At 70.0% G+C, this 24,973-nt stretch carries 19 protein-coding genes and 2 pseudogenes; 15 read left to right on the forward strand and 6 right to left on the reverse strand.

Annotation, left to right across the window (positions count from 1 at the left end; all coding sequences use genetic code 11):
* Positions 1-170: 170 nt before the first annotated feature.
* Positions 171-932 carry an HAD family hydrolase gene (locus OG842_RS04480; RefSeq protein WP_266727632.1) on the forward strand — a complete coding sequence of 254 codons (762 nt, stop codon included), beginning with the start codon at positions 171-173 and terminating at the stop codon, positions 930-932.
* Positions 933-1,012: 80 nt separating this feature from the next.
* Here the strand turns inward: OG842_RS04480 and OG842_RS04485 are convergent, their stop codons facing one another.
* Positions 1,013-3,415 (reverse strand): glycoside hydrolase family 65 protein, encoded by a 2,403-nt coding sequence (locus OG842_RS04485; RefSeq protein WP_266727633.1) that lies wholly within the window; start codon positions 3,413-3,415, stop codon positions 1,013-1,015.
* Complete coding sequence (locus OG842_RS04490; protein ID WP_401874591.1) at positions 3,412-3,648, reverse strand: hypothetical protein; 237 nt, start codon at positions 3,646-3,648, stop codon at positions 3,412-3,414. Before OG842_RS04490 ends, OG842_RS04485 begins: the two co-directional genes overlap by 4 nt.
* 170 nt (positions 3,649-3,818) lie before the next feature.
* On the opposite strand from OG842_RS04490, the gene OG842_RS04495 reads away from it, so the two are divergent.
* The 5 genes from OG842_RS04495 to OG842_RS04515 all read left to right on the forward strand — a co-directional run bounded on the left by OG842_RS04495 (position 3,819) and on the right by OG842_RS04515 (position 10,291).
* Positions 3,819-5,246, forward strand: coding sequence for an MBL fold metallo-hydrolase RNA specificity domain-containing protein (locus tag OG842_RS04495; protein WP_266727635.1), 1,428 nt, complete (start codon positions 3,819-3,821; stop codon positions 5,244-5,246).
* 179 nt (positions 5,247-5,425) lie between these two features.
* Positions 5,426-6,079: a CBS domain-containing protein gene (locus OG842_RS04500; protein WP_266727637.1), complete on the forward strand. Its 654-nt coding sequence runs from the start codon at positions 5,426-5,428 to the stop codon at positions 6,077-6,079.
* 119 nt (positions 6,080-6,198) lie between these two features.
* A complete protein-coding gene (locus OG842_RS04505; protein ID WP_401874586.1) occupies positions 6,199-6,519 on the forward strand; it encodes a hypothetical protein in 321 nt (106 codons plus the stop codon).
* Positions 6,520-6,547: 28 nt separating this feature from the next.
* Entirely contained in the window at positions 6,548-9,238 is a 2,691-nt protein-coding gene (locus OG842_RS04510; RefSeq protein WP_266727639.1) for a SpoIIE family protein phosphatase/ATP-binding protein, read from the forward strand.
* 342 nt (positions 9,239-9,580) lie between these two features.
* A complete protein-coding gene (locus tag OG842_RS04515; protein WP_266727641.1) occupies positions 9,581-10,291 on the forward strand; it encodes a response regulator in 711 nt (236 codons plus the stop codon).
* Between the two features lie 31 nt (positions 10,292-10,322).
* Here the strand turns inward: OG842_RS04515 and OG842_RS04520 are convergent, their stop codons facing one another.
* A complete protein-coding gene (locus OG842_RS04520; protein ID WP_443064052.1) occupies positions 10,323-12,044 on the reverse strand; it encodes a GAF domain-containing protein in 1,722 nt (573 codons plus the stop codon).
* 199 nt (positions 12,045-12,243) lie between these two features.
* On the opposite strand from OG842_RS04520, the pseudogene OG842_RS04525 reads away from it, so the two are divergent.
* The 6 genes and pseudogenes from OG842_RS04525 to OG842_RS04550 all read left to right on the forward strand — a co-directional run.
* Positions 12,244-12,563: pseudogene (locus OG842_RS04525) on the forward strand (heavy metal translocating P-type ATPase); the annotation flags it as partial.
* Positions 12,564-12,713: 150 nt separating this feature from the next.
* Entirely contained in the window at positions 12,714-13,634 is a 921-nt protein-coding gene (locus tag OG842_RS04530; protein WP_266727643.1) for a pyridoxamine 5'-phosphate oxidase family protein, read from the forward strand.
* A gap of 247 nt (positions 13,635-13,881) precedes the next feature.
* Positions 13,882-14,256, forward strand: a pseudogene (locus OG842_RS04535) (tRNA (adenosine(37)-N6)-threonylcarbamoyltransferase complex transferase subunit TsaD); the annotation flags it as partial.
* Complete coding sequence (locus OG842_RS04540) at positions 14,253-15,080, forward strand: GNAT family N-acetyltransferase (RefSeq protein WP_323185701.1); 828 nt, start codon at positions 14,253-14,255, stop codon at positions 15,078-15,080. The pseudogene OG842_RS04535 and the gene OG842_RS04540, both read left to right, overlap by 4 nt.
* A 525-nt stretch (positions 15,081-15,605) precedes the next feature.
* Complete coding sequence (locus tag OG842_RS04545) at positions 15,606-17,846, forward strand: heavy metal translocating P-type ATPase (protein WP_266733427.1); 2,241 nt, start codon at positions 15,606-15,608, stop codon at positions 17,844-17,846.
* A complete protein-coding gene (locus OG842_RS04550; RefSeq protein WP_266727647.1) occupies positions 17,843-18,370 on the forward strand; it encodes a copper chaperone PCu(A)C in 528 nt (175 codons plus the stop codon). Before OG842_RS04545 ends, OG842_RS04550 begins: the two co-directional genes overlap by 4 nt.
* A 1-nt stretch (position 18,371) precedes the next feature.
* Here the strand turns inward: OG842_RS04550 and OG842_RS04555 are convergent, their stop codons facing one another.
* Complete coding sequence (locus OG842_RS04555; protein ID WP_266727649.1) at positions 18,372-18,608, reverse strand: hypothetical protein; 237 nt, start codon at positions 18,606-18,608, stop codon at positions 18,372-18,374.
* A gap of 492 nt (positions 18,609-19,100) precedes the next feature.
* Here OG842_RS04555 and OG842_RS04560 point away from each other — a divergent pair, with 492 nt between their 5' ends.
* From OG842_RS04560 to OG842_RS04570, 3 genes are read left to right on the forward strand one after another with little or no spacing between them, the layout of a single operon-like run.
* The gene (locus OG842_RS04560; protein ID WP_266727651.1) at positions 19,101-19,736 is read left to right on the forward strand and encodes an ABC transporter ATP-binding protein; all 636 of its coding nucleotides are present in this window, start codon (positions 19,101-19,103) and stop codon (positions 19,734-19,736) included.
* Positions 19,733-20,599, forward strand: coding sequence for a metal ABC transporter permease (locus OG842_RS04565; RefSeq protein WP_266727652.1), 867 nt, complete (start codon positions 19,733-19,735; stop codon positions 20,597-20,599). The genes OG842_RS04560 and OG842_RS04565 overlap by 4 nt, the downstream gene beginning before the upstream one ends.
* Positions 20,557-21,354, forward strand: coding sequence for an ABC transporter substrate-binding protein (locus tag OG842_RS04570; RefSeq protein WP_266727654.1), 798 nt, complete (start codon positions 20,557-20,559; stop codon positions 21,352-21,354). The genes OG842_RS04565 and OG842_RS04570 overlap by 43 nt, the downstream gene beginning before the upstream one ends.
* A gap of 116 nt (positions 21,355-21,470) precedes the next feature.
* Here OG842_RS04570 and OG842_RS04575 read toward each other — a convergent pair whose 3' ends face one another.
* Both OG842_RS04575 and OG842_RS04580 read right to left on the reverse strand, forming a co-directional pair.
* Positions 21,471-23,144: a class I adenylate-forming enzyme family protein gene (locus OG842_RS04575; RefSeq protein ID WP_266727656.1), complete on the reverse strand. Its 1,674-nt coding sequence runs from the start codon at positions 23,142-23,144 to the stop codon at positions 21,471-21,473.
* Positions 23,141-24,916, reverse strand: coding sequence for a CoA transferase (locus OG842_RS04580; protein ID WP_266727658.1), 1,776 nt, complete (start codon positions 24,914-24,916; stop codon positions 23,141-23,143). The genes OG842_RS04575 and OG842_RS04580 overlap by 4 nt, the downstream gene beginning before the upstream one ends.
* Positions 24,917-24,973 lie beyond the last annotated feature (57 nt).

Consider the following 24,973-nt stretch of genomic DNA (forward strand, 5'->3'; position numbering starts at 1 on the left):
GGTACGGCAAACGCTCACCGCGGAACGGAGGGTCGCGGCCGCGTTCGCCGCTCCGTCCGGTGGCGCTCCCGGCCGTTCGGGCAGGCGGCGAAGCCCGCCGATGCGGTCGGCGCGCCCTCGGCCGGCAGCCGTGATCCCATGGAGAGGGCTCCCTGACGAAGGGATCCGCCATGAGCGGCACACCATCCCTGGCAGCCTGTCTGCGCCCGCTGCGGGCCGTGGTCTTCGACACCGACGGCGTGGTCATCGATTCCGCACGGGCCCATGCCGCGGCCTGGCAGGGTGCCTTCGACGCCTGTCTGTCGGCCGCCGGCGGGCAGCGCCCGTTCGATCCGGTGGCCGACTACCTCCGCCATGTCGACGGCCGGTCACGGCTGGACGGGGCCGTCGGCTTCCTGGCCTCCCGGGGGCTGGATCTGCCGCTCGGCGATCCCGACGACGCGCCGGGCACCGCCACGGTGTGGGCCGTCGCGGCCCGCAAGGAGGAACTGTTCACCGCGAGCGTGCGTGCGCACGGCGTCGCCGCCTGGCCAGGCACCGTACGTCTGCTGCACGCACTGCGGCGTGGGCGGATGGCCTGTGCCGCTGTTTCGGCGTCGCGCCACGCGACCGAACTGATGACCGCGGCAGGTGTGATCGGCCTCTTCCGGAGTGTGGTGGACGGCAAAGAGGCTCATCGACTGGGTCTTGCCGGCAAACCGGACCCGGCTCTCTTCCTGGAGGCTGCCCGACGGCTGGACGTTCCGGCCCGGGACGCGGCTGTCCTGGAGGACGCGCTCGCCGGTGTCGAGGCCGGCCGGCGGGGCGGATTCGGTCTCGTGGTGGGAGTGGACCGTACGGCCGGAGGAAGCAATTCGGCCGGACTGCGCCGCCATGGCGCCGATGTGGTCGTGACCGACCCCGGCGAGCTGCTGGTCCCCGGGACGGACTGAGAACCGCGGCCCGTTCCTGGTCGCGCGCAGGCCATGGGCCGGTCGACCGGTCCGGCGGACCGCGCCGGGCCTGCGAGGAGTCAGCGCACGGGCAGGCGGAACCAGTGCTGCTCCCCCGCGGCCACGGTCACCAGCCGCCCGCCGGGCAGACACACGGTCAGCGGGGGAGCCAGTCGCGAGCGGGGCACGCGAATCCCCAGTCGGCCCGGCAGGAGCCGGACACGGATGCCCCGGTGCCCGCGGTAGCAGAACGTGAACGTGCAGCGCGGCACCTCCCTGAGCGGAACCGGGTCGACACGGAGCCCGTCCGGGCCTGCCTCCAGTCCTGCGATGCCCCGTTCGACGAGATCGAGGGTGCCGGCCATGGCGCCGAGGTGGATGCCCTCGCCGGTGGTGCCGCCCTGGACATCCGCCACATCGCTGAGCAGGGCTTCCTCGCAGTACCGCCAGGCGTCGGGGCCTCTCTCCCGCGCGAGCACCCAGCCGTGCACCAGGGTGCTGAGGGTCGAACCATGACTGGTGCGGTCCAGGTAGTAGCCGGTCGTCGCCCGCCACGTCTCGTCGTCGAGCCGATATCCGAGACGGTCGAAAAGAGACCGCAGCTCGGCCGGGCGGAAGAGATAGCCGAGCATGAGTGTGTCGGCCTGTTTGGACGCCTGATAGCGATTGACCGAGTCCCCCTCGGACTCCAGGATCCGGTCGAGGCGGCGGATGTCGCAGTAGCGGGAGCGGTAGGCGTCCCAGTCCAGTTCGGCCAGCTCGCCGTAGCCCTCGAACTGGCTGATCACACCGCTGTGGAACGGCACGTACAACCGACGGGAGATGTCCTCCCAGCGGCTCGTCGTCCCGTCGTCCAGGCCGAGTCGCTCGGCCAGCTCCCGTCGACGGGCCTCGGGGAGCCCGCCGAACACCTCCAGTGCGCGTGCGAGCACCCAGGCCGCGGTCACGTTGGTGTACGCGTTGTCGTCGATCCCGGGAGCAGTGACACCGGGGTAGGCGTCGTGGTACTCGTCCGGGCCGACCACACCGCGGATGCGGTAGCGCTCACGACCGGCGTCGTACGTGGCCGCGGCGCCCCAGTAGCCTGCGATGTCGAGCAGCAGCTCTGCCCCCGGTCCCTGGACGAATCCGGTGTCGCCGGTGCTCTGCCCGTACCGCCACACGTTCCAGGCGACGGCCGATCCGACGTGGCGCTGCAAGTGCGAGTGGTCGGGCAGCCAGCGGCCCGAGCGGGGGTTGAGGTGCAGCGTCTGTGTCTCCTCGGCACCCGAACTGCCGCTCTGCCAGGGGAACATCGCTCCTCGCAGGCCTGCCCGGCGAGCCGCGCTGCGGGCTGCGGGCAGCCGACGGTGCCGGTACATGAGAAGGCCCCGTGCCACTTCCGGGAAGTGCAGGGTGATGCAGGGCAGTACGAACAGTTCGTCCCAGAAGACATGTCCCCGGTACGCCTCGCCGTGCAGGCCCCTGGCGGGCACTCCGACGTCCAGCTCGGCCGTGTGCGGGGACAGTGTCTGCAGGACGTGGAAGAGGTGGAGCCGGAGGATGCGTCCCGCTTCGCCGGGTGCCCTCAACTCACCCTGGCTCCAAAGGCGTTCCCAGGCGGCGCGGTGGGAGGCCAGCAACACCTCGAACGGCGCCGCGTGCGAGGCGTGCTCGACGGCAAGCGGCAGTGGGTCGCCCGAGGGGCGGTCCAGCGATGTGTACAGCGCGGCGCACTTCACCACGGCGGCGGAACGCCCGCGGGAGACCGGCAGCCTGAAGCTCTGGACCGCTCCGGTCCCGGTGCAGCTCGATCCCACCGCCACGAGGGGCCGCGACGAGGTGCGCACGGAGACGGCGATCCGGATGCGGGACGAACGGGTCCGGCAGGAGAGCCAGGCCACGCCGTCCGCTCCGGCTCCGGCACGGTGGCCGGTGAGGTGGTGTCCGTCCAGCCCTCGGTATCGCTCGACACCGGCGTTGGTGACGTCACCGTCGATGACCGACTCGACCTCGACGGCCCCGCTCCAGCCGTAGCAGTGGAAGGTGGTCCGCTGGGCGGCGAGGTACGGGTCGCCCATGTGGACGAGTCTGGTGTGGGTGACGCGGAGCCGGCGGCCGTGGCCGTCCTGGAAGAACAGGTGGCGCGTGAGAACGCCGCCTCGCAGATCGAGCGAGACCTCGTGGCGCCGCAGGCTCGGGTGATCTGTGGTGAGCCAGTCCCCCGCCGGTCCGTCGTCCGGCAGGCAGCGGTAGCACAGGCGTGTCCAGTCGGGCAGCTTGACCATGTCCTCGTTGCCGACCCGTTCCCCCACGACCTCCGAGAAGAGCCGGTCGTAGCACCCGGCCGCGTAGGTGCCGGGATAGTGGACCGCGTCGGCGGGCGACTCGGGCGCGGCGCCCCTGGTGGCGAATCTGCCGTTGCCGAGCGTGCAGAGCGCTTCGACCGTCCGCTCCGCCTTGGGGGCGTAACCGTCGAAGTCCCAGGTACACGGTGTGCTCATGGCTGAGCCGGGGCGATGATCTCGTTGTGCTGCGATCCTCCCAGCACCACCTTGAGCGCACCGGTGTCCAGGGCACGCAAGAACACGTCATGGGCCTCTTCCATCTGCGCGCGTTCGAAACGTTGAGTGAACAGCGAGGACGAGGTCAGCCGTCCGGCGGCGCCCTGGACCACGGGGTCCGGAGCGTCCTGCCATGCAATCCGTCCCGGGCCCTGGAGAACGAGTGCCTTCACGACGCCGCCCCTCTCCCCGTGTCCCCGAGGTTCTCCCCCAGGTTCACCCGGCACGGACCCGCCCCACATGGGCCGGTCGGTCCCGACCAGGACCTTTCGGGCCCCTGCCGCCCCGGCTGCGGGGGATGTGATGGTGAAGACGCTGCCACCCACCGAAGAAGGGGTCGGCGATGTCCGAGGCAGAACCGCACCTGGCCGCGCCCAGGGCGAGACCCGCGCTGCTGCGCTTCCTCGGCGGCGTCCGGACCGTCACCGGCAGCAAGTTCCTCATCGAGAGCGACCATGCCCGGATCCTCCTCGACTGCGGCCTCTTCCAGGGTTTCGCGGACCTGCGCCGCCGCAACTGGGCGAAGCTGCCGTGCGACGCCTCGTCCATCCACGCCGTGGTCATCACCCATGCCCACCTGGACCACTGCGGCTATCTGCCCCGACTGGTCCGGCACGGCTTCCCAGGACCGGTCCTGGCCACCGCCCACACCGCCGGGCTCGCCGAGATCGTGCTCCGGGACAGCGCGCGCCTCCAGATGGAAGCGGCCCAGCACGCCAACGAACACGGCTGGTCCAAGCACCGGCCCGCCGAACCGCTCTACGACGAGTCCGACGTCGACACCACCGTCAAGTTCTTCGACCCCGTCGAGGTCGGCAGCGAGACCGAGATCATGGCCGGCACCCGGCTCGTGCTGCATCGCGGTGGGCACATCCTCGGCTCCGCCTGGGCCCACCTGACCCTCGAGGACGGCCACACCCTCGCCGCCAGCGGCGACCTCGGCCGCCCCGGCCATCCACTGCTGCTGCCTCCGGAGCCGTTCTCGGGCGCCGACGTGCTGCTCACGGAGTCGACGTACGGCGACCGCGCCCACGAACCCGAGCGTGCCCAGGCGGAGTTCGCGGCCGTGCTCGCCCGTACGTTCGCGCGGGGCGGTACCGCTGTCATTCCCGCCTTCGCGATCGACCGCACCGAGGTCGTCCTCCATGAACTCGCCGGACTGCGTCGCAGCGGGATCCTGCCGCGGTCCGTTCCCGTGTACGTGGACAGCCCCATGGCGCTGGCCGCACTCGATGTCTACCGTGAGGCACTGCGTGACCGTTCCCCCGGGATCAGGCCCGAGATACTCGCTCTGGGCGAGGAAGCGATCAGCCCGGCTCCGTTCCGCACCGCCCGGACCGTCCAGGACTCCATCTCCATCAACAGTGCGCCCGGACCCGCCGTCATCGTCTCCTCGGCCGGCATGGCCACCGGCGGCCGGGTCCTGCACCACCTCCACCGGCTCCTGCCCGATCCACGCAATGCCGTCGTCGTCGTCGGTTTCGCAGCGGCCGGCACCAGGGCCCGCGACCTGGTCGACGGTGCCCGCACGCTCAAGATGTTCGGCGAGTACGTCCCCGTGCGCGCGGAGGTCGCCGACCTCCCGCACTTCTCGGCACACGCCGACGCCGACCAGATCATGGACTGGCTGCGCGGTGCCCCCGCACCGCACACGACCTACGTCGTCCACGGAGAGGAGTCGTCGTCCGACACGCTGCGGGACCGGATCGACCACGAACTGGGCTGGACGGCGGTCGTGCCCAGACCCGGAGAGGCCGTTCTGGTCCGCTGACCGGCGCCGGGCGCCTCGGCCGGTCCGCGTCACGTTCTGAAGGATGGGAGGCACACTGTGTACGCCGCGAAGTCCTCGCACGTCGCAGGTCCGACGGCACGGCCCGGTCGAACCCGCCCCTCCCCGTTCTCCCCACGGCGGCGGCCGGCCGCTCGCCCGCATCCATCGAGGAACCTGTCATGACCTCCACCCGGTACACCGTCGACGACGTCATGACGCAGAGCGTCGTCACCGTCGCGCCCGACACGGAATTCAAGGAGATCGCGGACGCCATGGAGCGGTGGAAGGTCACCGCCGTACCCGTCGTCGAAGACGGGGGCCCGGTCGTCGGCGTCGTCTCCGAAGCCGACCTGCTCCCGAAGGAGGAGTTCCACGACCACCCGCCCGGCATGATCGACCAGATGCGCCGCCTGGCCGACACGGCCAAGGCCGGCTCGGTGCGGGCCGAGGAACTGATGACGAGCCCGGCCATCACGATCGAGCCCGGCGCGTCCCTCCCCCGGGCCGCCCGGCTCATGGCCGCCCGGCGCGTCAAGCGCCTCCCGGTCGTCGACGCCGACGGCACCCTCAAGGGCATCGTGAGCCGCGCCGATCTCCTCAAGATCTTCCTGCGCCCCGACGACGAACTCGCCGCCGAAATACGCCGCGAGGTCGTCGACCGCCTGTTCCCCGGCGCTCAACGGGACGTGAAGGTCGACGTCACCCGGGGTGTGGCCACGCTCACAGGTCGCGTCCCCGAGGCCGCACTCATTCCGGTCGCCGCCCGCCTCGCTCAGTCCGTGGAGGGCGTCGTCGGCGTGGACTGCCGGCTCGAAGGCCCGGCATCGGCCTGAATCCTGTCCCTGCCGAGGAGCCATCCGGGACCGAATCAGGAACGACCGGCCCATACGTACTGCGCGGCGACCCGCTCCATGCTGAAGTCATCGTTCCTTCCCGCCACGGGAGACCCACGATGCGGACCGAAGCACTCGACGACACGGCGCTGGCCGGCCTCGTCGCCGATGCCACCGCCGCCCCGTCCATGCACAGCGCCCAGCCCTGGCAGTTCCGCTACGGGCGCCGCAGCCGCACCCTCACGCTCGGGGCGGACCTCGACCGTGCGATGCCGGAGGCCGACCCCGCCACCCGTGCCCTTCACATCGGCTGCGGCTCGGCCCTGCTCAACCTGCGGGTGTCCGGGATTGTCGTCGGGCCGCCGCGCGGTACCGCCTCCGAGCGTGCCCTGACCGCACGCACCTTCGACCTTGCGGTGTTACAAAGGGCACTGGGTTAGTCGTTTCGGCCGATTCCGGAGCGCACAGATGCGGTCACTCACGGGCAAGTATCCCCGGAGCCTCGCAGGCGAGGTCTTCGCCCTGCAGGTGGTTGTGGTCGTGCTCCTCGTGGCCACTTCGGTGCTGGCGCTCATAGTGCAGGCCCGGCACGACAGCACTACGGAGGCGAGAAACCGCTCCGTCGCCGTCGCGCAGGCATTCGCTCATTCACCGGGTCTCCTGACCGCGCTGAAGGCTCCTGATCCTTCCAGGGTGCTCCAGCCGCTCACCGAGGCGGGGCGGAAGGCGACGGGCGTCGACTTCATCGTGGTGATGGACACGAAAGGGATCCGCTACACGCACCCCCGGCCGGAGCTGATCGGGAAGAGGGTCGTCGCCACCCTCGCGCCGGCGCTGGCCGGACATGTGTACACCGAGAGGGTCAACGGCCCGCTCGGCCGTGAGGTGCAGGCGATCGTCCCCGTCCACGATCACGCGCAGGTCGTCGCCCTGGTGGCTGCCGGCATGAAGGCCGCGAGTGTGGCCGGCGTGGTGGCACGGCAGATTCCGATCATCCTCGGTGGAGGAGCGGTTGCGCTCGGAGTGGCCACGAGCGGGACGGCCCTGGTGACCAGGCGGCTTCGGCGGCAGACCCACCGTCTGGGCCCTGTCGAGATGAATCGCATGTACGAACATCACGACGCGGTGCTGCACTCCGTGCGCGAAGGCGTGCTCATCGTCAGCAATGACGGTCGGCTGCTGCTGGCCAACGACGAGGCCAGACGGCTGCTGGATCTGCCGCTCGACGCCGAGGGGCGACGCATCTCGGACTTGTCCGGCCTTGATCCCGGCATGCTGGAACTGCTGACGTCGAGGCGGGCGGCCACGGACGAAGTGCACCTCGCGGGGAGCCGACTGCTCGCGGTGAACCAGCGGCCCACGGACCGTCACGGTGGCCCCCAGGGGACGGTCGCGACCTTGCGTGACTCCACAGAATTGCGGACGCTGTCCGGCAGGGCGGAGAACGCCCGCGAGCGGCTGCGCCTGCTGTACGACGCAGGTCTCGGCATCGGTACCACGCTCGATGTGGTGCGCACGGCCGAGGAACTGACCGAGATCGCGGTCCCCCGGCTCGCCGACTTCGCAACCGTCGATCTGGCCGAACCGGTCCTCCACGGTGACGAGCCGACCAGTACCGACACGGACATGCACCGCACCGCTGTACGCGGCATCCGGGACGACCATCCCCTGTACAAAGTCGGCCGGCTGATCAACTTTCTCCCCTCCACACCACAGGCACGGGCCTTCGCCACCGGTCGGCCGGAGCTGGTGCCCGACCTGTCCGCCGCACCCGGCTGGCTCGCCCAGGCCCCGGAGCGGACGCGGACGATCGTGGAACACGGGGTCCATTCGCTCATCACGGTGCCCCTCCAAGCACGGGGCGTCATCCTGGGCATGGCCAACTTCTGGCGCTCCGAGAAGCCCCAGCCATTCGAGGAGGACGACCTCTCCCTGGCCGAAGAACTGGTCGCCCGGGCGGCCGTCAGCATCGACAACGCCCGCCGCTACACCCGCGAGCACGCCATGGCCATGACTCTGCAACGCAGCCTGCTCCCGCGGGCCCTGCCCGAACAGAGCGCGCTCGACGTCGCCCATCGCTACTTGCCCGCACTCTCCGGGGTGAGCGGCGACTGGTTCGACGTGATCCCGCTCCCGGGCAGCCGGGTGGCGCTGGTCGTCGGGGATGTCGTCGGCCACGGCCTGCACGCGGCCGCAACGATGGGACGGCTACGCACTGCCGTACACAACTTCTCCACACTCGACCTGCCGCCCGACGAGATCCTCAGCCACCTCGACGACCTGGTCGGGCGCATCGACCAGGAGGAGGCGGAAACCACCGCCGATGCGGGGATCGTGGGAGCCACCTGCCTGTACGCGATCTACGATCCCGTCTCCCGCCACTGCGCCATGGCCCGTGCAGGGCACCCACTGCCCGCGCTGGTCCGGCCCGACGGCAGTGTGTCGTTCCCCGACCTGCCGGCCGGCCCGCCCCTGGGCCTGGGCGCCATGCCGTTCGAGACGGCCGAACTGGAAGTGGCGGAGGGCACACAGTTCGTCCTCTACACCGATGGGCTCATCGAGGACCGCACCCGGGACATCGACGTGGGGATCGAGCTACTGCGTCAGGCCCTGGAGTGCCATCCCGACCGGTCGCCGGAGGAGAGTTGCCAGGCGGTCCTCGACGCGCTCCTGCCAGATCGGCCGAAGGACGATGTGGCGCTGCTCATCGCCCGGGCGCGGGCGATCCCGCCCGACCATGTCGCCGACTGGGACATGCCGTTCGATCCTGCCGCTGTGGCCGGAATGCGTGCTGCCGTGGCAGAGAAAGTCGACGACTGGGGTCTGTCGGAGCTTGCGTTCGCCGCGGAACTGCTGCTCAGCGAGTTGATCACCAACGCCATCCGCTACGGCTCCGCGCCGGTCACCGTACGACTGCTGTACGACCGCACCCTGACCTGCGAGGTGGCCGACAGCAGCAGCACCTCGCCCCATCTGCGTGATGCCGCCGCGACGGACGAAGGGGGCCGCGGTCTGTTCCTCGTCGCACAGCTGGCCGAGCGCTGGGGCACCCGTTACACCCCCCAGGGAAAGGTCATCTGGGCGGAGATGTCGCTGCCCCGGTCCGACGGGAGCACCGAAGGCACGGCGCGGTCGGACGTCCTCGACGCGGAACTCTGACCGCTGGACCGGCAAGTCCCCGAAAAGAGCGGTTCCTCAACCATCCCGGCACGGTGGCTGGGATATCGACCGTCGTGCGACCCACGCCGACAGCTACGGACGTCTGCGGCACGTCCGCTCGCTGTGCGAGGCCAATGCGGTGCTGGGCCGGTTCGTCGCCGAGGCCCGTGGCGGAGCGCCTTTACGGAACGCGGAAACGGCTGCAGCCGTGCGGCCCCCGGGCAGAAGCGAGGGCTGAACGGACCGGAGAACGGGACCGTTCGACCCCTGGTGTGTTCCGCTTGTACGAACTCACGATGACGAGACGGGGCCGGGCAACCCGTGGAGCCGAGGAGGGCCACCATGAGCGAGGACACGGGGTTCTCGGCGCGGAAGCCGATCCGGGTGTTCCTGCTGGACGACCACGAGGTGGTCAGGCGCGGCGTGCAGGATCTGCTCGACGCGGAACCCGACATCGAGGTCGTCGGCGACGCCGGCACAGCCGATCACGCGTTGGCCCGCGGCCCGGCGCTCCGCCCCGACGTGGCGATTCTCGATGTGCGGCTGCCGGACGGCGACGGGATCACGGTCTGCCGTGAGCTGCGCTCCCGGATGCCGGAACTGGCTTGCCTGATGCTCACCTCGTTCGACGACGACGAGGCCCTGCTCGACGCCATCATGGCCGGCGCGGCCGGCTACGTACTGAAGGAGATCAAGGGCGCGGACCTCGTCACCGCCGTCCGCACACTGGCCTCCGGACGCTCGACCCTCGACCCGTCCACGACGGCACGGCTGATGAACAGCCTGCGCGAGGAACAGCCCGGTGCCGGATCCGAGGGGGACGACGCGCTGTCGGCGCTGTCCCCGCGAGAGAAGGACGTCCTCGCGCTGATCGGCGAAGGCCTGACCAACGGCCAGATCGGCAAGCGCCTCTACCTGTCGGAGAAGACGGTCAAGAACCACATCTCCCGTCTGCTGGCCAAGCTCGGTGTGGAGCGCCGCATCCAGGCGGCTGTGATCGCCGCGCACGCCTCGGATGCCTCCCCACACGGTGCCGAGCGCCATCAGACCTGACCGTACGGCTCCTCGAAACACCCGTGCGGCATCAGGAGAGTCGCAGCGGAACCCGCCAGCTCAGCCGGGTACCGCCCTGCGCGGACTCCCCCACACTCATCCCCCCGCCGAGTTTCTCGGCGCGCCGTGCGAGGTTGTCGAGCCCGCTGCGCGAACCGCTGTGTGCCGGCATGCCCGCACCGTTGTCGGACACGACCAGGTTCACCTCGCCCTCCCCCACCATCAGCGAGATGTCCACCGCCGTCGCCCGTGCGTGGCGGGTGACATTGCTCAGCGCCTCGCCGAGCACCGCGATCACCTGATCGGCGGTCGCGGCCGGCACATCGGTGTCGATCAGCCCTCCCATCCGCAGCGTCGGCTGGAAGCCCAGAGTCCGCGCGGCCCGCTCGACCGTGGCCACGGTCCGGGCACGCAGCCCCTGGCCGGCCCGGCCCGGACCACCGGCGCGGAGTCCGAAGATGGTGGACCGGATGATCTTGATGGTCTCGTCCAGATCGTCCACCGCTCGCAACAGCCGTTCGCGCGCCTGCGGCTGTTCCACCAGCCGCACCACGCTCTGCAGGGTCATCCCGGTGGCGAACAGCCGTTGAATGGCCAGATCGTGCAGATCCCGGGCAATGCGGTCGCGTTCCTCCAGCAGGGCGATCTGCTCGGCGGAATCGCGCCGCTCGGTGAGCTCCATCGCCAGTGCCGCCTGTCCGGCGAACGCCAGCAGCGGTGCGGTCTCCGCATCGGTGAAGGCGGGACGTTCCCGTACCCGGGCCAGCAGCAGCACCCCACGGGTCCGCTCCCCCGTGACCATCGGAACCGCGACCGCGGGGCCGAGCCCCGCCCACCTCGGCGGGCCCGCATTGATCCTCGGATCATGTTCGACGTCGAGGCTGGTGATCGGCTCGCCCGCGTCCAGGGCCGCACCGGCGAACGAGCCCGCCCGCGGCAGGACCAGACCGCGATGCATCTCGGCGTCCAGCCCGGACGCCTTTGCCACGCGGAGGGACCCCCCTGCCGCGGGCAGTGCCAGCACCCCGAGATCCGCGGCAAGAATGTGTGAGGAGTGATCAACGATCATCTGCAGGACGTGTGTCTCGTCCGCTCCGCTCAGCAGAGCCGCGACGATCTCGCTGTTGGCTTCCTGCCAGCGTTGGCGGTCGCGCGTCTCCGCGTACAGACGGGCGTTCTCGATGGCCACTCCCGCCGCCACCGCCAGCGTCGACACCACGGTTTCGTCCTCGGCGTCGAATGCCCGGCCTCCCCGCTTCTCGGTCAGGTACAGATTGCCGAACACCCTGTCGCGAACCCGGACGGGAACCCCCAGGAACGAGTGCATCGGGGGGTGGTTCGGCGGAAACCCGTAGGACGACGGATGCTCGGAGAGTTCCACCAGCCGCAACGGCTCGGGGTGGCGGACCAGCTCGCCGAGGATGCCGTGTCCCTCGGGCAGGGGGCCGATGGCCCCGCGCTGCTCCTCCGTGATGCCCACCGGCAGGAACTGTGTGAGCCGGGTTCCCTCACCGACCACCCCCAGGGCCCCGTACTCGGCATCGACCACGACGACCGCGGCCTCCACGATCCGGCGCAGCACCTGGGGCAGATCGAGTCCTCTGCCCACCGACATGACGGCATCCAGCAGGTGGGCCTCGGCCGGACCCCGCATCACGGCGTCGAGCCGCTCCTGGAGATCTCCCGGCAGTGTGCCCAGCCGACGGTGCGTCTCTCCGCAGTGGCCGGATCCCTTGTCGCCGTTGTCGCCCACGTTGCCTCCGTCGTGACCCACGTAGCGAACCGGGGTCACACCTTCACGGTAGTAGCCTCACGGCGAGAGGCATCCGGTGGGCGGAAACCGCTCGCACGCCGCGATCATCGCCCCGTGCCCGGAGGCACGAAGAGCGTCTGGACGGCCCCGGCGGCAGAGCCGTTCGTCCCCTGCTGCGGGCCGGCCCCGCCGGGGTGTGATGGACACCCGGCTGACCGGCGGCGAGGGTTTCGCCGACCTGCTGGCGGCCCCCCCGGCGGTCGGCTGGGTGGTCGCCGCGCTCCGCCACGGCCACGCGGGCGTCGGCCTGATCGCGGTCCTCGCTCTCGGTGGCACCCTTGCCGTCCATGAATACCTCGCCCGGGTACTCATCGCGCTCGTGCCGGCCACCGGCCGGACCCTGGAGGCGGCGGCCGGCGGCGTGCCTCGCACGACATGCGTGCGCTGCTGGAGTACGCGCCCCGCTCGGCACGACACCGGACAGCGGCCGGCGTCGCCACGGTTCCGCTGAGCGAAGTCGGTCCGCGAGCCATGGGCCCCTCGACCGTTCAATGACGCGTGGCGCCGCCCGGTGCGGGTCGCCCGTCCCGCGCGGCTCTCGCCCCATGCGGCCGTGAGTCCCACGTGGCACGTTGGATACAGCATCATTCTGAGGAGAGGGCGGCAATCATGCGAGCTCACCTCGGCGACCAACTCGTCATCGAGAGTCCAAGAACCGGCACCGCCAGGCGCGACGGCGAGATCGTCGGCCTGCACCACGAGGACGGAACACCTCCTTACGACGTGTGCTGGTCGGACACGGACGAGGTGACGCTCTTCTACCCCGGGCCCGACGCACACATCCACCACCTGGAGCACCGACAGTCCGGGGCCGCGCGAGAGTCGCAACCGGACACGGGTGAGGCTGCGGTGTCGCCAGCCGCCGCTCCAGCGAGTGGGACGGCCGACCCCGGCGATATCGGCCGACGCGTGGCCGCCGAGCGGCGAAGACAAGGGATGAGCCGTGAGGAGATGGCCCGCCGCGCGGGGATGTCGCTCAGCTACCTCACCTACCTGGAGGAACAACCCGCGGACCCGACCCTGGCAACCCTCATCGGACTGGCCGACGCGCTGGGCACCACCGTCACCACTCTGCGCGGCGGCGGCATGGATCTCCCACCCGGCAGGGGAAACGCGTTGCTCCACCCTCAACTACGGGATCTCGGCCCGGAGGAGTGCCGCGCCCTGCTCTCCACGCACGGCGTGGGGCGCGTCGCGGTCTCGGCGTCCGACGGCCACCCAGCAGTCATCCCGGTCAACTACGAAGTCATCGATGACACCATCGTCTTCCGGACGGCGCCGGGCACCGTGACCGCAGCGGCTGCGGACAAGGAGGTCGCCTTCGAGGTCGACCACGTGGACGATGCCCTCAGCCAGGGCTGGAGCGTGCTCGCCGTCGGCCCCGCGAGCACCGTGACGGATCCCGATACCTTGCGCAGGCTCGCCCAGCACGCTCACACCAGACCATGGGCGGGCGGGGAGCGCGAGATGTGGGTATCGATCCGGTCCACGAGCCTCACGGGCCGTCGGATCACTTCGGCCGACCAGTAGCCCGGGGTTGCCGACGTTGTTCGAAGGTGGTCTTTCCGGCAGCTGGAAAAGAAGACGGTACGGGAGTGGAGCTCCATCTGATCGTGGGCGTCGACGGACGCCAGTCCGTTGGCGGTCGGCTGGATGGTGAACGGCTGCGCGCCACGGCTGACGCTGCACCAGGGGGCATCCGCGGCCTGGCACCACGGACTTCGGTCCTGCTTTCCGACCTCCGCCGAACACTGGGCGCAGGTGGCCTTCGCCTACCCGGCTGCGCGGCGAGGAGCTGCCGCTCGCGGACGGAGCCGCATCGCTCCAGGAGGCTGTGGCGGACGTGCTGACGCGCAAGGCGGTGGCCACCTGCTGTGAGCATGGTGTGGGAACGCTGGTCGTGGTGGGTGGGGTGGCCGCCAACTCCCGTGTGCGGGCGCTCGCCGAGGAGCGCTGCTCGGCCGCCGGGATCGCGCTGCGGGTCCCACCGCTGAAACTGTGCACCGACAACGGGGCGATGATCGCAGCCGTCGGTGACCTGCTGGTCCGGGCGGGAGCCGAGCCCGCCCCCCTGGATGTGTCCATCGACCCGTCCGCGCCACTTGAGTACGCCGCCCTGCACCCCGTCACCCGAGCCGCCAGGGCCGCGTGACGGCGCGGCTTGTCCGGCCGGTTCCGGGTTCACTTCTTCCAGGGTTCGCCGACGGTATACGCCAGGTCCATGCCGAGGCGTTCTCGGCACCGCCCCGGAACGAGAGCGAAACGCACACCGACCACTACCTGCAACGCCTCGCACACGACGTCTCCCGGCCGGGCTTCACCACAGCACTCGCCGTCCCCAGCACGGCGCAGGGCCGGGGAATCGGTGCCTCGCTCCTCGAAGCCGTGACCGCGGACGCACCAGCCGGGCGGTGCCGGCTGCTGACCTCCGTGCGCGCCGATTCGGCCATGTCCTTCTACCGGCAACTCGGCTCGACACAGACCACCCATCCCGCTCCCGGGGGCAGCGGCCACGCGGCATTCCTCGGCACACGGCACACGGCACCCGGCACGCGCACAGCTGGACTGCTGGACCGGCTCAAGGCAGCTGACCGGAAGAACGCCCGTCTCAAGCAGCAGGCCACTGCCGCCCGCGCCACCGGACTCGCCGGACTCGCCTCGGACGCGAACGGTTTCCAGGCAGTCACCGCCACCACCGACGGCGGTGCGGACGAGGCCCGCGCCCTGGCCACCGCCGTACGTGACCGGCTTTCTGTCGGCACCCCGGGTGCCGTCGGCGTCGGAACACACGCCGTAGTCATCGTCGTAGCGCTGAACAAGGCAGGCCGAGAGACAGGACTGAACGCTGCGTCGCCGGTAAAGCAGTTCCTCGCCGGCCGCGGCGGCTCCCCGGAGCCGGCGCAGGGCGGTGGCCTGCCGGCCGACCGTCTCGCCGACGCCCTGGCGGAGCTGCCCCGCCTCATCCGCGAGCGATGACCCGGTTCTTCGATGTGCGGACCAGCCTCCTGGGACAGGAAGTCGTGTCAGCGGTGGGTTCAGTTCCGAGGAGATGCCGCGAGAAGAGTCACGCGTGAACATGCCGCTGTATGGGCATTTCTGGTGCTCTGTCAGTGCCAGCATGAGGGCCACGGGCCGAGTCGCACCGACTGTCGCGCCCTTGTGATTCTCCACCCCCGCGCTGCGCCGTCAGCGTGTGCCCCTGTCTGGAGCGGCGATGCAAGTACGGAAACCCCCACGCGTCATTGCGGAACTTCCCCGGTGGGTGCCGCCCCCCGGCCTGATCGGCTTCCTTGTACTGCTCGTGGCGATGTTCGCCGTCTCGTACAGGATCGGTGGTGCCGTCGGACCGGTAGCGCCCGGGATGCACTCCACCGTTACGGACATCCATGACGAGCCCGCACCACACGACGGCGGCATGGGCGATATGCACTCGGGTGGTGCAGGGTGACGACTGCACAGTCGGAGAGCTCGCCGGCGACCACCGACCTGGTCGTCGGTGGAATGACCTGCGCGGCCTGCGTGCACCGTGTGGAGAAGCGCTTGGCCAAGCTCACCGGGGTGACCGCCACGGTCAATCTCGCCACCGGACGGGCGAGGGTGAGCCACCCCCCTGAAGTCACCGCGGACGATCTCGTAGCCGTCGTCGAACGGGCGGGCTATACAGCCGAACTGCCCTCGGCATCCGAACCCCTCGAAGCGCCCGGCGAGACGGATCGGGCAGACGAAGTGGCCACGTCGCAACGCAACAGGCTCGTGATCACCGCGCTGCTCGCCGTCCCGGTGATCACTCTTTCCATGGTGCCCTCCCTGCAGTTCCGCAACTGGCAGTGGCTGTGCCTCACACTGTCCGCTCCGGTGGTCCTGTGGAGTTCCTGGCCCTTCCACCTGCGCGCACTGCGCGGGCTGCGGAACTCGTCGGCATCCATGGACACTCTGGTCTCTCTCGGCGTCATCTCGTCCTTCGCCTGGTCGGTGTACGCCCTGTTCCTCGGCGGAGCGGGCACCGCGGGCATGCGCATGCCGTTCACTCTGTTCCCCTCAGCCGGCGCGGGGGTTGCGCACGTCTACCTGGAAGCCGCTGTCGCGGTTCCGCTGTTCGTCCTCACCGGCCGATTCCTCGAAACGCGGGCCCGCAACGGTACGGGGGAGGCGCTGCGTTCGCTGGCCTCGCTGGCTGCCAAGGACGCGACCGTGCGGGAGGACGGCCAGGAACGAAGGGTTCCTGTCGGACAGCTGCGCATCGGGCAGGAGTTCGTCGTCCGGCCCGGAGAGCAGGTCGCCACCGACGGAGTTGTGGTCTCGGGCAGTTCGGCCCTTGATCTGTCTCTGGTCACCGGGGAGAGCGACCCGGTCGAAGTCGGCCCGGGCCAGAGCGTTGTCGGAGCCGCCGTCAACGCCGGTGGCATGCTTCTCGTACGTGCCACGGCGGTGGGTGCGGACACCCAGCTTGCCCGGATCACGCGCATGGTCACCGAAGCCCAGGCGGGGAAGGCCCGTGCCCAGCGTCTGGCGGACCTGGTGGCCGGCGTGTTCGTGCCGGCCGTACTGGCCCTGGCCGTCACCGTCCTCGGCTTCTGGCTCGGCGCCGGAGCCGACCCCCAGACGGCCATCACCGCGTGTGTGGCCGTCCTGGTCGTCGCCTGCCCTTGCGCACTGGGGCTGGCCACACCGACCGCTCTTCTCGCCGCAACCGGCCGAGGTGCACAACTCGGGATTCTGGTGAACGGGCCGCGGGCCCTGGAGACACTGCGCAACATCGACACGGTGGTGCTGGACAAGACCGGCACCCTCACGACCGGGCAGATGACCGTCTCCCGCATCACCGCAGCAGAGGGGGGAGTCGGGCGGGAAGCTGTACTTCGGCTGGCGGGCGGAGCCGAACGCGGATCGGAGCACCCGGTGGGTCGAGCGATCACCGTGTACGCACAACGAGCAATGCCTGAGCGCCCCTTGCCGGACGTCTCCGACTTCAGGGCGACACCCGGAGAGGGCATCGTGGGCTGTGTCGAGGGCCGTCTGGTGGAGGTGTGTGCCGCCCGAGGTGATCTTCCACAGCCACTGGCACAGGCCTTGGCCCGAGCCGAAGCGGCCGCACACACGCCGGTCCTGGTTCGCCTCGACGACGTCGACGAGGCTCTCATCGCGGTCGGAGACGTGCTGCGGCCGGGCAGTTACCGCGCCGTGCACCGGCTCCGGCGTCTGGGAGTGGAACCGGTTCTGGCCACCGGCGACCACCAGGTCACCGCTCTCGCCGTAGCCGACGAACTCGGCATCACCCAGGTGCACGCCCGGTGCACCCCGGAGGACAAGGCGGACCTGGTACGGCAGTTGAAACGAGAGGGCCGTCGCGTCGCCGTCATCGGTGACGGTGTGAACGACGCCGCCGCCCTGGCCGGCGCCGATATCGGAATCGCCATGGGCACCGGCACGGATGTCGCCATCGGCGCTGCGGATGTGACGCTGGTCCGCGGTGACATCGAGGTGGTCACCGACGCCGTCCGCCTCGCACGTCGCACGCTGGGAACGATCCGTATCAATCTGGTGTGGGCGTTCGCGTACAACGCGGTCACCGTGCCCCTGGCCGCGACCGGGTGGCTCAACCCGATGTTCGCTGCCGCAGCCATGTCCGTCAGCTCCCTGCTGGTGGTGGGCAACAGCCTGCGCCTTCGGGCCTGGCAGCCGTCGCCCGCGCGCCGCCCCACGACACGGCTTTCGCACCAACTAGGAGGGACACAGCGATGACGGACCGACCTCAACGGATCGCCGCCGGAGACTGGGCTCCGACACGCCGTCGTCTGCACGACGGGCTGATTGCCGCGATCGCCCCTCTGGCCGCCTTCTCGGTGGCTCTGGGCGGCCTGACCGCCTGGACGGCATCGGGGGCCGCCGGGGCCCCACCGCAGTTGGAGGTCGGTGACGGGCGGGTCTTCCTGCCCTACAACGGCAATGTGGACACCGCGGCGTTCTTCCGGATCACCAACAGCGGCGGAGCCGACGACCGGCTGGTCTCCGTCACCTGTCCGGCCGCGGAGAGCTCCATGCTCAGCCGTCACGTACGTCATGACAGCGGTGCAGGTTCCATGAGCATGGTCGGCTCGGTCGGCCTACCCGCCGGCAAGACCCTTGCCATGTCGCCAAGCACGGTGGACGTGATGGTGAAGGTGAAGGAACGCCTGCAGGTGGGCGACACACTTCCCTTCGTCCTGCGCTTCCGTCACAGCGATCCGGTCGAGGTCGTGGCAGTCGTCGTCCGTCCCGGTAGCTGAATCAGGCTCTGTTCAGAACCCTGTCCCCGGCGACGACGGAATCCAGCTTGCCCGCCTTGGCGTCCTCGACGATGGAGCCGAACTGGTCGGCGCTCATCCGGATCCGGTGACCGAAGTCGTCGGTGATCACGATCCGCTGTTCGGCCGGAGCGGTGTCATCGACGAACAGCTGAGGGCAACCGCAGTCACATTTTCCGCAGAACGTTGCCACAGGCTCCATGGAACCGAGATCAGTCATGGTTTCCGCCCTCCGTACGCCCCTTCGCAGAACCGGCTCCTGCGGACCGGGCACAGAGAAGATGCCCGCTCGCAGCAGCCCGCAAGCGCTGGGAAAACAGGCTCCCGCAGCACGCCCCGGCGGGCTGGTGCCTCCGGTGACTCCAGCGACGCATGAATCACGGAAACCAAAAGGTCACCATCAACGACTACTTGAGAGAGCTTCCTCGAACCCGAACGGGAGACGTCGTCCCCACCGACTCACCGTCGACCGCCCGCTCATCACCGCTCGCACGCGAACCTTGCGGATGTTCCGGGCAGACAGCACGTGCAGACCCGTCACCCGGTGGCGGTCCGCCGTGCAGCGGCGGCTTGCCTGTTCATCGACATGTTCCACGATCGGCATTCGTGTCCTGGGAACCGGATCCCTCCGTCATCCGACTACTGCCGGGGGCCGAGAGGTTGACCGGGGACCCGACCCGCGCGGCAGTGGCTGACGATCGAAGGGCGTGTGATGGGTGGGCTGGATGTGCGTATGCAGGAGGTCGCCTGCCGGCATGGCCGGCTGGAGGCCGTGGCCGACGTGGATCTGGACATCGCCGCCGGTGAACGCGTGGCGCTGACCGGAACCAACGGCTCGGGAAAGACGACGCTGCTGCGTGCGGTGCTCGGTCTGCACCGACAGGCGACGGGATCGATCCTGGTCGGCGGACGAGGCACCCGCTCACCCGCGGAGTGGGCCTGGCGCCGCCGTGCCTGCGCCTGGATTCCCCAGAAACCTGCGGCGGGTCGCTTCCCTCTCCTCGGTACGGAGCTGTTGGCGAGCAGCAGCGCTCACGCGGAGGCCGCCTCGGCGGCGGCTCGGCTCGGTGTGGGGAAGCTGACAGAGCGACCTCTGCACACCCTGTCCGGGGGCCAGTTGCAGCGGATGTATCTCGCCCGGGCCATCGGCTGTGTCGCGGCCGGGGCGCAGGTGCTGCTGGCCGACGAGCCCACCGCCGCTCTTGACTTCGAAGGACAGGAGGAAGCGGCCGATGTCCTCACCTCCTTGCCGGTGACCCTCCTCGTGGTGACGCACGACCGGGCGCTGGCGGATCGCTGCGACCGGGTCCTGGAAATGGCCGCGGGCCGTCTTCGGGAGGTCCGATGACGCTCGCGACCGCCGATCTCGGCGAACTCCTCCAACTGCTTCCCGTGCAGCGGGCGGGATTCGCTCTGCTGCTCGCTGCTATCGGTCTACCGGTGGTCGGTGTGGTCATCGTGGGGCTCGACATCATGCCGGTGCGCTTCGCGATGATGCACGTCGCATTGCTGGGCATAGCGATCGGCCTCGTGACCGGCCTCGATCCCATGCTGTGTGCGCTGGTGGCGTGCGCCCTTTCCGGGGCCGCCGTCGCTCCGCTCGCCCGCGTACCCGACGGGCTGTCCGGAGCGATGGGACTCCTCATGAGTATCGCGATCGCGGCGGCGTTGTTGGTGCTCGCCGTTTCGGGGATCAACGCCTCTGGTGCGTTCGCCCTGCTCTGGGGGTCGATCCTGTCCGTCGGAACCGCTGATCTGGTGGTGCTCGGCGTGCTCGCCGTCGTCGTCGTGGGCCTGTTCCTGTGGCGGAGCCGCGATGTCGCTCTGCTGCTGTACGACCGGGAGCTCGCCCAGTGCTCGGGAGTTGCTGTACGGGCGCTGACCCTCGCGCTGCTGGTACTTGTCGCAGTCGCCGTCGCGGGCGCGATCAAGCTCACCGGTGCGCTGCTGGTCGATGCCCTCACCCTCCTGCCGGCTCTCGCCGCACGCCGCCTGGGCACCTCACTGAAGTCGATCACTCTCTGGGCCGTTGCCATCGGCATCGTCGTGAACCTGACCGGCTTCCTCGTCGCTCTGTGGCTGGACTGGCCTCCCGGGCCGGTCCTCGTCCTCACTGCGGGGGCCGCGGTCCTTGCCGTCCATCTCATACCCGAACGGAGAATCAACACATGGCGCGCACACTCGGCCGTACCGCTTCCCTCCTCTCACTGAGCGCAGCGCTGGCCCTGGTGACCGGCTGCGGAAGCGACTCGTCGTCCGCCGGAAGCGGCGACGAGCACCACGGGAATCCGGTGGTGGTCGTCACCACGACCTGGGAAGGAGCCTTGGCCAAGGCTGCAGGAGCCGAGGATGTGAAGGTCATCGTCCCCCAGTCCGTGCAGCACGCACCCGACTACGACCCGAAGCCCTCCGATCTCGCGGCCGTCGCCGGTGCCGACTTCGTGCTCTACGCCCCCTTCGAACCGTACGCCGGGAAGATCAAGGAGGCCGCAGGGTCCGAGGCCGAACTCGTCGAGGTGAATCTCGACAACGACGCGGACAAGGTCAACGCCGAGGTTGCCAAGCTGGGCACACTGTTCGGCACCGAGGGCGCCGCGGCGAAGTGGACGGAGGCCTTCGACAACGAGTACGCCAAGTTGTCCGAGGATCTGAAAGTCGGCTGGCCGGGCGCGAAGAGCCCGCTGGTCGTCAGCCAGGTCTTCACCGCCTGGGCCGCGAAGCTTGCGGGGGCGGACCTGGTCGGCACGTACGGGCCCGAAGCCGTAACCCCTGCCCAACTGGCGGAGCTGGGGAAGGAGAAGCCCACGCTCGTCCTGGACAACGCCCACATGTCTACCGGCACGGTTCTGCCCGACTCCGGTGCCAAGCAGATCGAGATCGTCAACTACCCGGGAAGGGACCTCGACCTGCTGCCCGTGTACCGAAACGCGGCAGCCGCGCTGAAAGAAGCCATGTCCGCTTCCTGACACACCGCGTGGGGGGCAGTCCCGGATTTCGGCCTGCCCCCGTTCGCTGCGTTCATATGCCGAAACATCGCCGCACCGGGGAGAAGGGACCGAACCTCGGTGTGACGCTGTTCAGTTCACCTGCGCGTTGGGACTTCGTTCGTCGCGCGGGAGCGGTCGTGCTCCGTCATTCGGTCCCGCAGTGCCGCCCGGTCGGGCTTGCCCGCAGGGGTCAAGGGAAGTTCGTCCACGACCAGAAGGCGCTCGGGATGCTTGCGTTGCTCCAGACCTCGTTCGGTCAGGTGGTCGCAGAGCATCTGCAGTGTCAAGGGCTCCTCGGCCCGGGACACGACGCACGCCGCCAGCCGCTCCCCCATCACCGCATCCGGGATTCCGAGGCACACGACGTCTCGCACACCGGGGTGCGAGGCGAGTTCCCTGTCGACCTCGGCGGGACTGATGTTGGCCCCGCCCCGGATGACGACATCCTTGAGGCGTCCGACGATGTGCAGAATGCCTTCGCCGTCGAGGTATCCGAGGTCGCCGGTGCGTACCCACCCGTCGGGAGTGCGGTAGCGGGCATCCAGCTCCGGGGAGGCGACATAGCACATGGGGGTCATGGGGCCCCGCGCCACGATCTCCCCGATGCCACCGTCCGGCAGGGGTTCACAGGTCTCGGTGTCGGTGATGCGTATGTCCGCCACCCGTGGGTCGGGGCGGCCGGCCACGACGCCCCGGCCGTCCGCGAGCGGAGCAGCACCGGTCAGTCCGGTGTGGCAGTTGACGCCGTCGGCCGAACCGTAGAGGTTGACGACAGGGCAGCCGAAAGCACTCGCGGCGTGTTCAGCCGTGGTCTCGTCGAGCGCGGAGCCCCCCAGGATCAGGGCCGTGGGGGCGGGCAGCGTCTCGCCTGTGCTGTCGAGGCGGTCGAGCATCATGCGCACCATGGTGGGCACGCCCAGGATGTGTGTGGGTTGATGCTCCCGCACTGCGTCGAGAGCGGCCTGCGGCGTGAAGTGGTCCAGGAGGACGAGGGTCCCACCGTGCCGGGCGAGGGTGACGGCCGTGCCGTTCGATCCGAAGGCCGAGGCGAGCGGCACGAGGAACAGGCAGCGGGGCGAAGTCCCGTCAGGGATGAGCGAGGCGAGGAAGTTCCCTCGTCCACCGGCCAGTGCGTTGTGGGAGTAGGCGATCATCTTCGGCTCTGCCTCGGAGCCGGATGAGACGAGGATACGGGCGGCGCTGTCGGGGTCCGGCCGTGCGGGAACGAATCCGCTGGGATCGGAGCGGAGCAACCCCGAGAGAGGAATCGTTCCTTCTGGCGTGTCGCCGGGGCCGGCGGCGATGACGTGACTCAAGGAGGTGAGCGCCGGAGCCAGAGACTTGAGGTCCGCGGCGTGGTGGTTGCCCCGGTGCTCGACGGCTGCGATGACGGCGACGGCCTCCGCGCGGCGGAGCAGGCATTCGGCTTCCAGGCTGCCGCGTCCGACCGGGAAGGGCAGAGCAACCGCTCCGAGGGCCGCCAGCGCCAGATCGGCGATGACGGCGCTGCGTCCGTTGGGCAGCTGTACGCCGACCACGTCGCCCGGCTGTACGCCGAGGTCCCTGAGGCCGGTAGCCAGACATCGCACCTTGCGGTCGAGGGCGGTGTAGCAGAGTCTGCCTTTGGCATCGAGGACCGCTGTGCGGTGGAGATCCGCGATCTGCCGGGCCCGGAAGAGGCTGTACACGTCGAGATCGGGGCAGGTCCCGTCAATGGCCCACGAACGGCGGAGGCCGGCGGGCAGCAGGTCGTGGAGGACGGCGGTCATGTGAAACTCCAGGGGTCGGGAACAGCGAGGGCACCGTGCGCGTCGCGGCTGATCGAGCCGGCGAAGCGAGGATCGTGATGAAGATCCGCCAGGTCCGTGGTGACCGCGGTGGCGGACAGTCCGTGCGCGTTCAGCTGCGCCAGGGCGTCGTGAGTGGACAGCCCCCTCAAGTCGTGACAAGAGGCGGCTTCGGCACACGCGTCGGTGGGAGCGACCCACCCGTCCGAGGTGCGCAACGGGTGACGGAACCCGGCCGGCCTTCTCGCGTTCGCTCCTGCTGCGGCCCGGCGCAGGGCGGGGGCGGTGAGAACGTCGGCCGCTCCGAGCAACGAGGAGTCCACCCGGACGCCTTGCCGGCTGCGCTCTCTCAGCAGCAGGCCCGCGAGAACGGCTTCCGTTCCCAGGAGCCCGCCCAGGACGTCCAGGAGGGTCATCAATGACGGTGCGGGCGGTTCGCCTGCCGGGTGCACCGCTTCTCCGACTCCGGTACGGGCCTGGACCATGAAGTCGGTTCCCATGGGGGCACCGGCGATCCGGTCGGCCCATCCGCTGGTGTACGCGTAGACCAGCGCGGGGTTCACCGCTGCCAGATGGTCGGCGTCGAGGCCGAAGCGGGCCGCTTTGCCGGGGGCCCAGTTGTGGAGGAAGACATCGGCCTCTGCCGCCATCTCCCGCAGCCGGCGCCGGTCGGGCTCGGCTTTGATGTCGACCTCCACGGCCTGCTTACCGCGGTTGAGCGCGAGCCAGCGGGCGGAAACACCGGAGCAGGCCGGCGGCATCCCGCGCAACGGATCCCCGCCCGGCGGTTCGATGCGGATCACATCGGCGCCGAGCAGCCCCAGAAGGTGGGCGGTGAGGGGGGCCTGGATGCGTCGGCCGGCCTCCAGCACGGTCAGTCCTGCCAACGGCCGCCCGGCCGTGGGAGGCGCAGTGGGGACACGGTGACGGCCGGGCCCGAGGGGAGTGAGCGACCAGGGCTGCGCCCAGTCGTGCTCTGCTGCCCGCCCGGCCAGAGTTCCCAGCGGGCAGACTTCCGCGCCGGATACCGCCGCGGCCTGGAGTACGCGCTGCCAGGGGTGGGCGCGGACCGTCATGTGCAGGGCCTGCGGGAAGGGGGCGCAGGCCGTGGCGTACCGGAACTGGAAGGGCCGCCAGCCATCCCGTATCGCCTCGGGGGGTGCTTCCAAGGCGCGCCAGAACGCGGCCCAGGCCCCGGGCTCCAGGGTCTCCAGCTCGAAGAGTGTGCCGTCCGCGTCGGTGAAGGGCGGCCCCCCTGGCGCGAGTTCCGCAGCCTCGCCCTCGTCAGCTCCCGCAGCGGCCAGGTACTGGGAGACAGCCAGTAGTCCGGCCCGGTCGACGCTCGTGCCGACCCGACTGGTCGTTCCCCCACGGAGCTGCCCCAACAGCCCTGCCAGGATTCCCTGAACCGTGAGCACGGAGGCGGCGGTGGTGGCGTAGTCGACGGCAAGGCCGCGCGGTCCGCCGACTCGTCGCCCGTGCACGGCCATGATCCCGGTGGCGGCCTGGACCGTGGCCTCGTCGGTGATCCCGCTCTGCGGATCCGCCCGGTTCACCTCCGCTTCGATGGGCAGAATTCCCTGGCCGCTCAGCACGGTCCGCGCAGTTGTCGCGGACTGCGGCCCGGCCGGCTCCGGGCTGACGCGGGCTCCCAGTAGCCGAAGGTGCTGCGCTACGAGGCCGGCAGGCCCCGACGATTCCAGGTCGAGCCCGTCCAGTGGGCGGACGGTCTGTGTGGTGACTGGTGACGCCATGCCTCTCCTCTCCTGGCGCGGCGGTGGCCGGCGCCGGGGATGTCCTGAACGCGGGAA

The sequence above is a fragment of the Streptomyces sp. NBC_00376 genome (assembly GCF_036077095.1).
Taxonomy (GTDB): domain Bacteria; phylum Actinomycetota; class Actinomycetes; order Streptomycetales; family Streptomycetaceae; genus Streptomyces.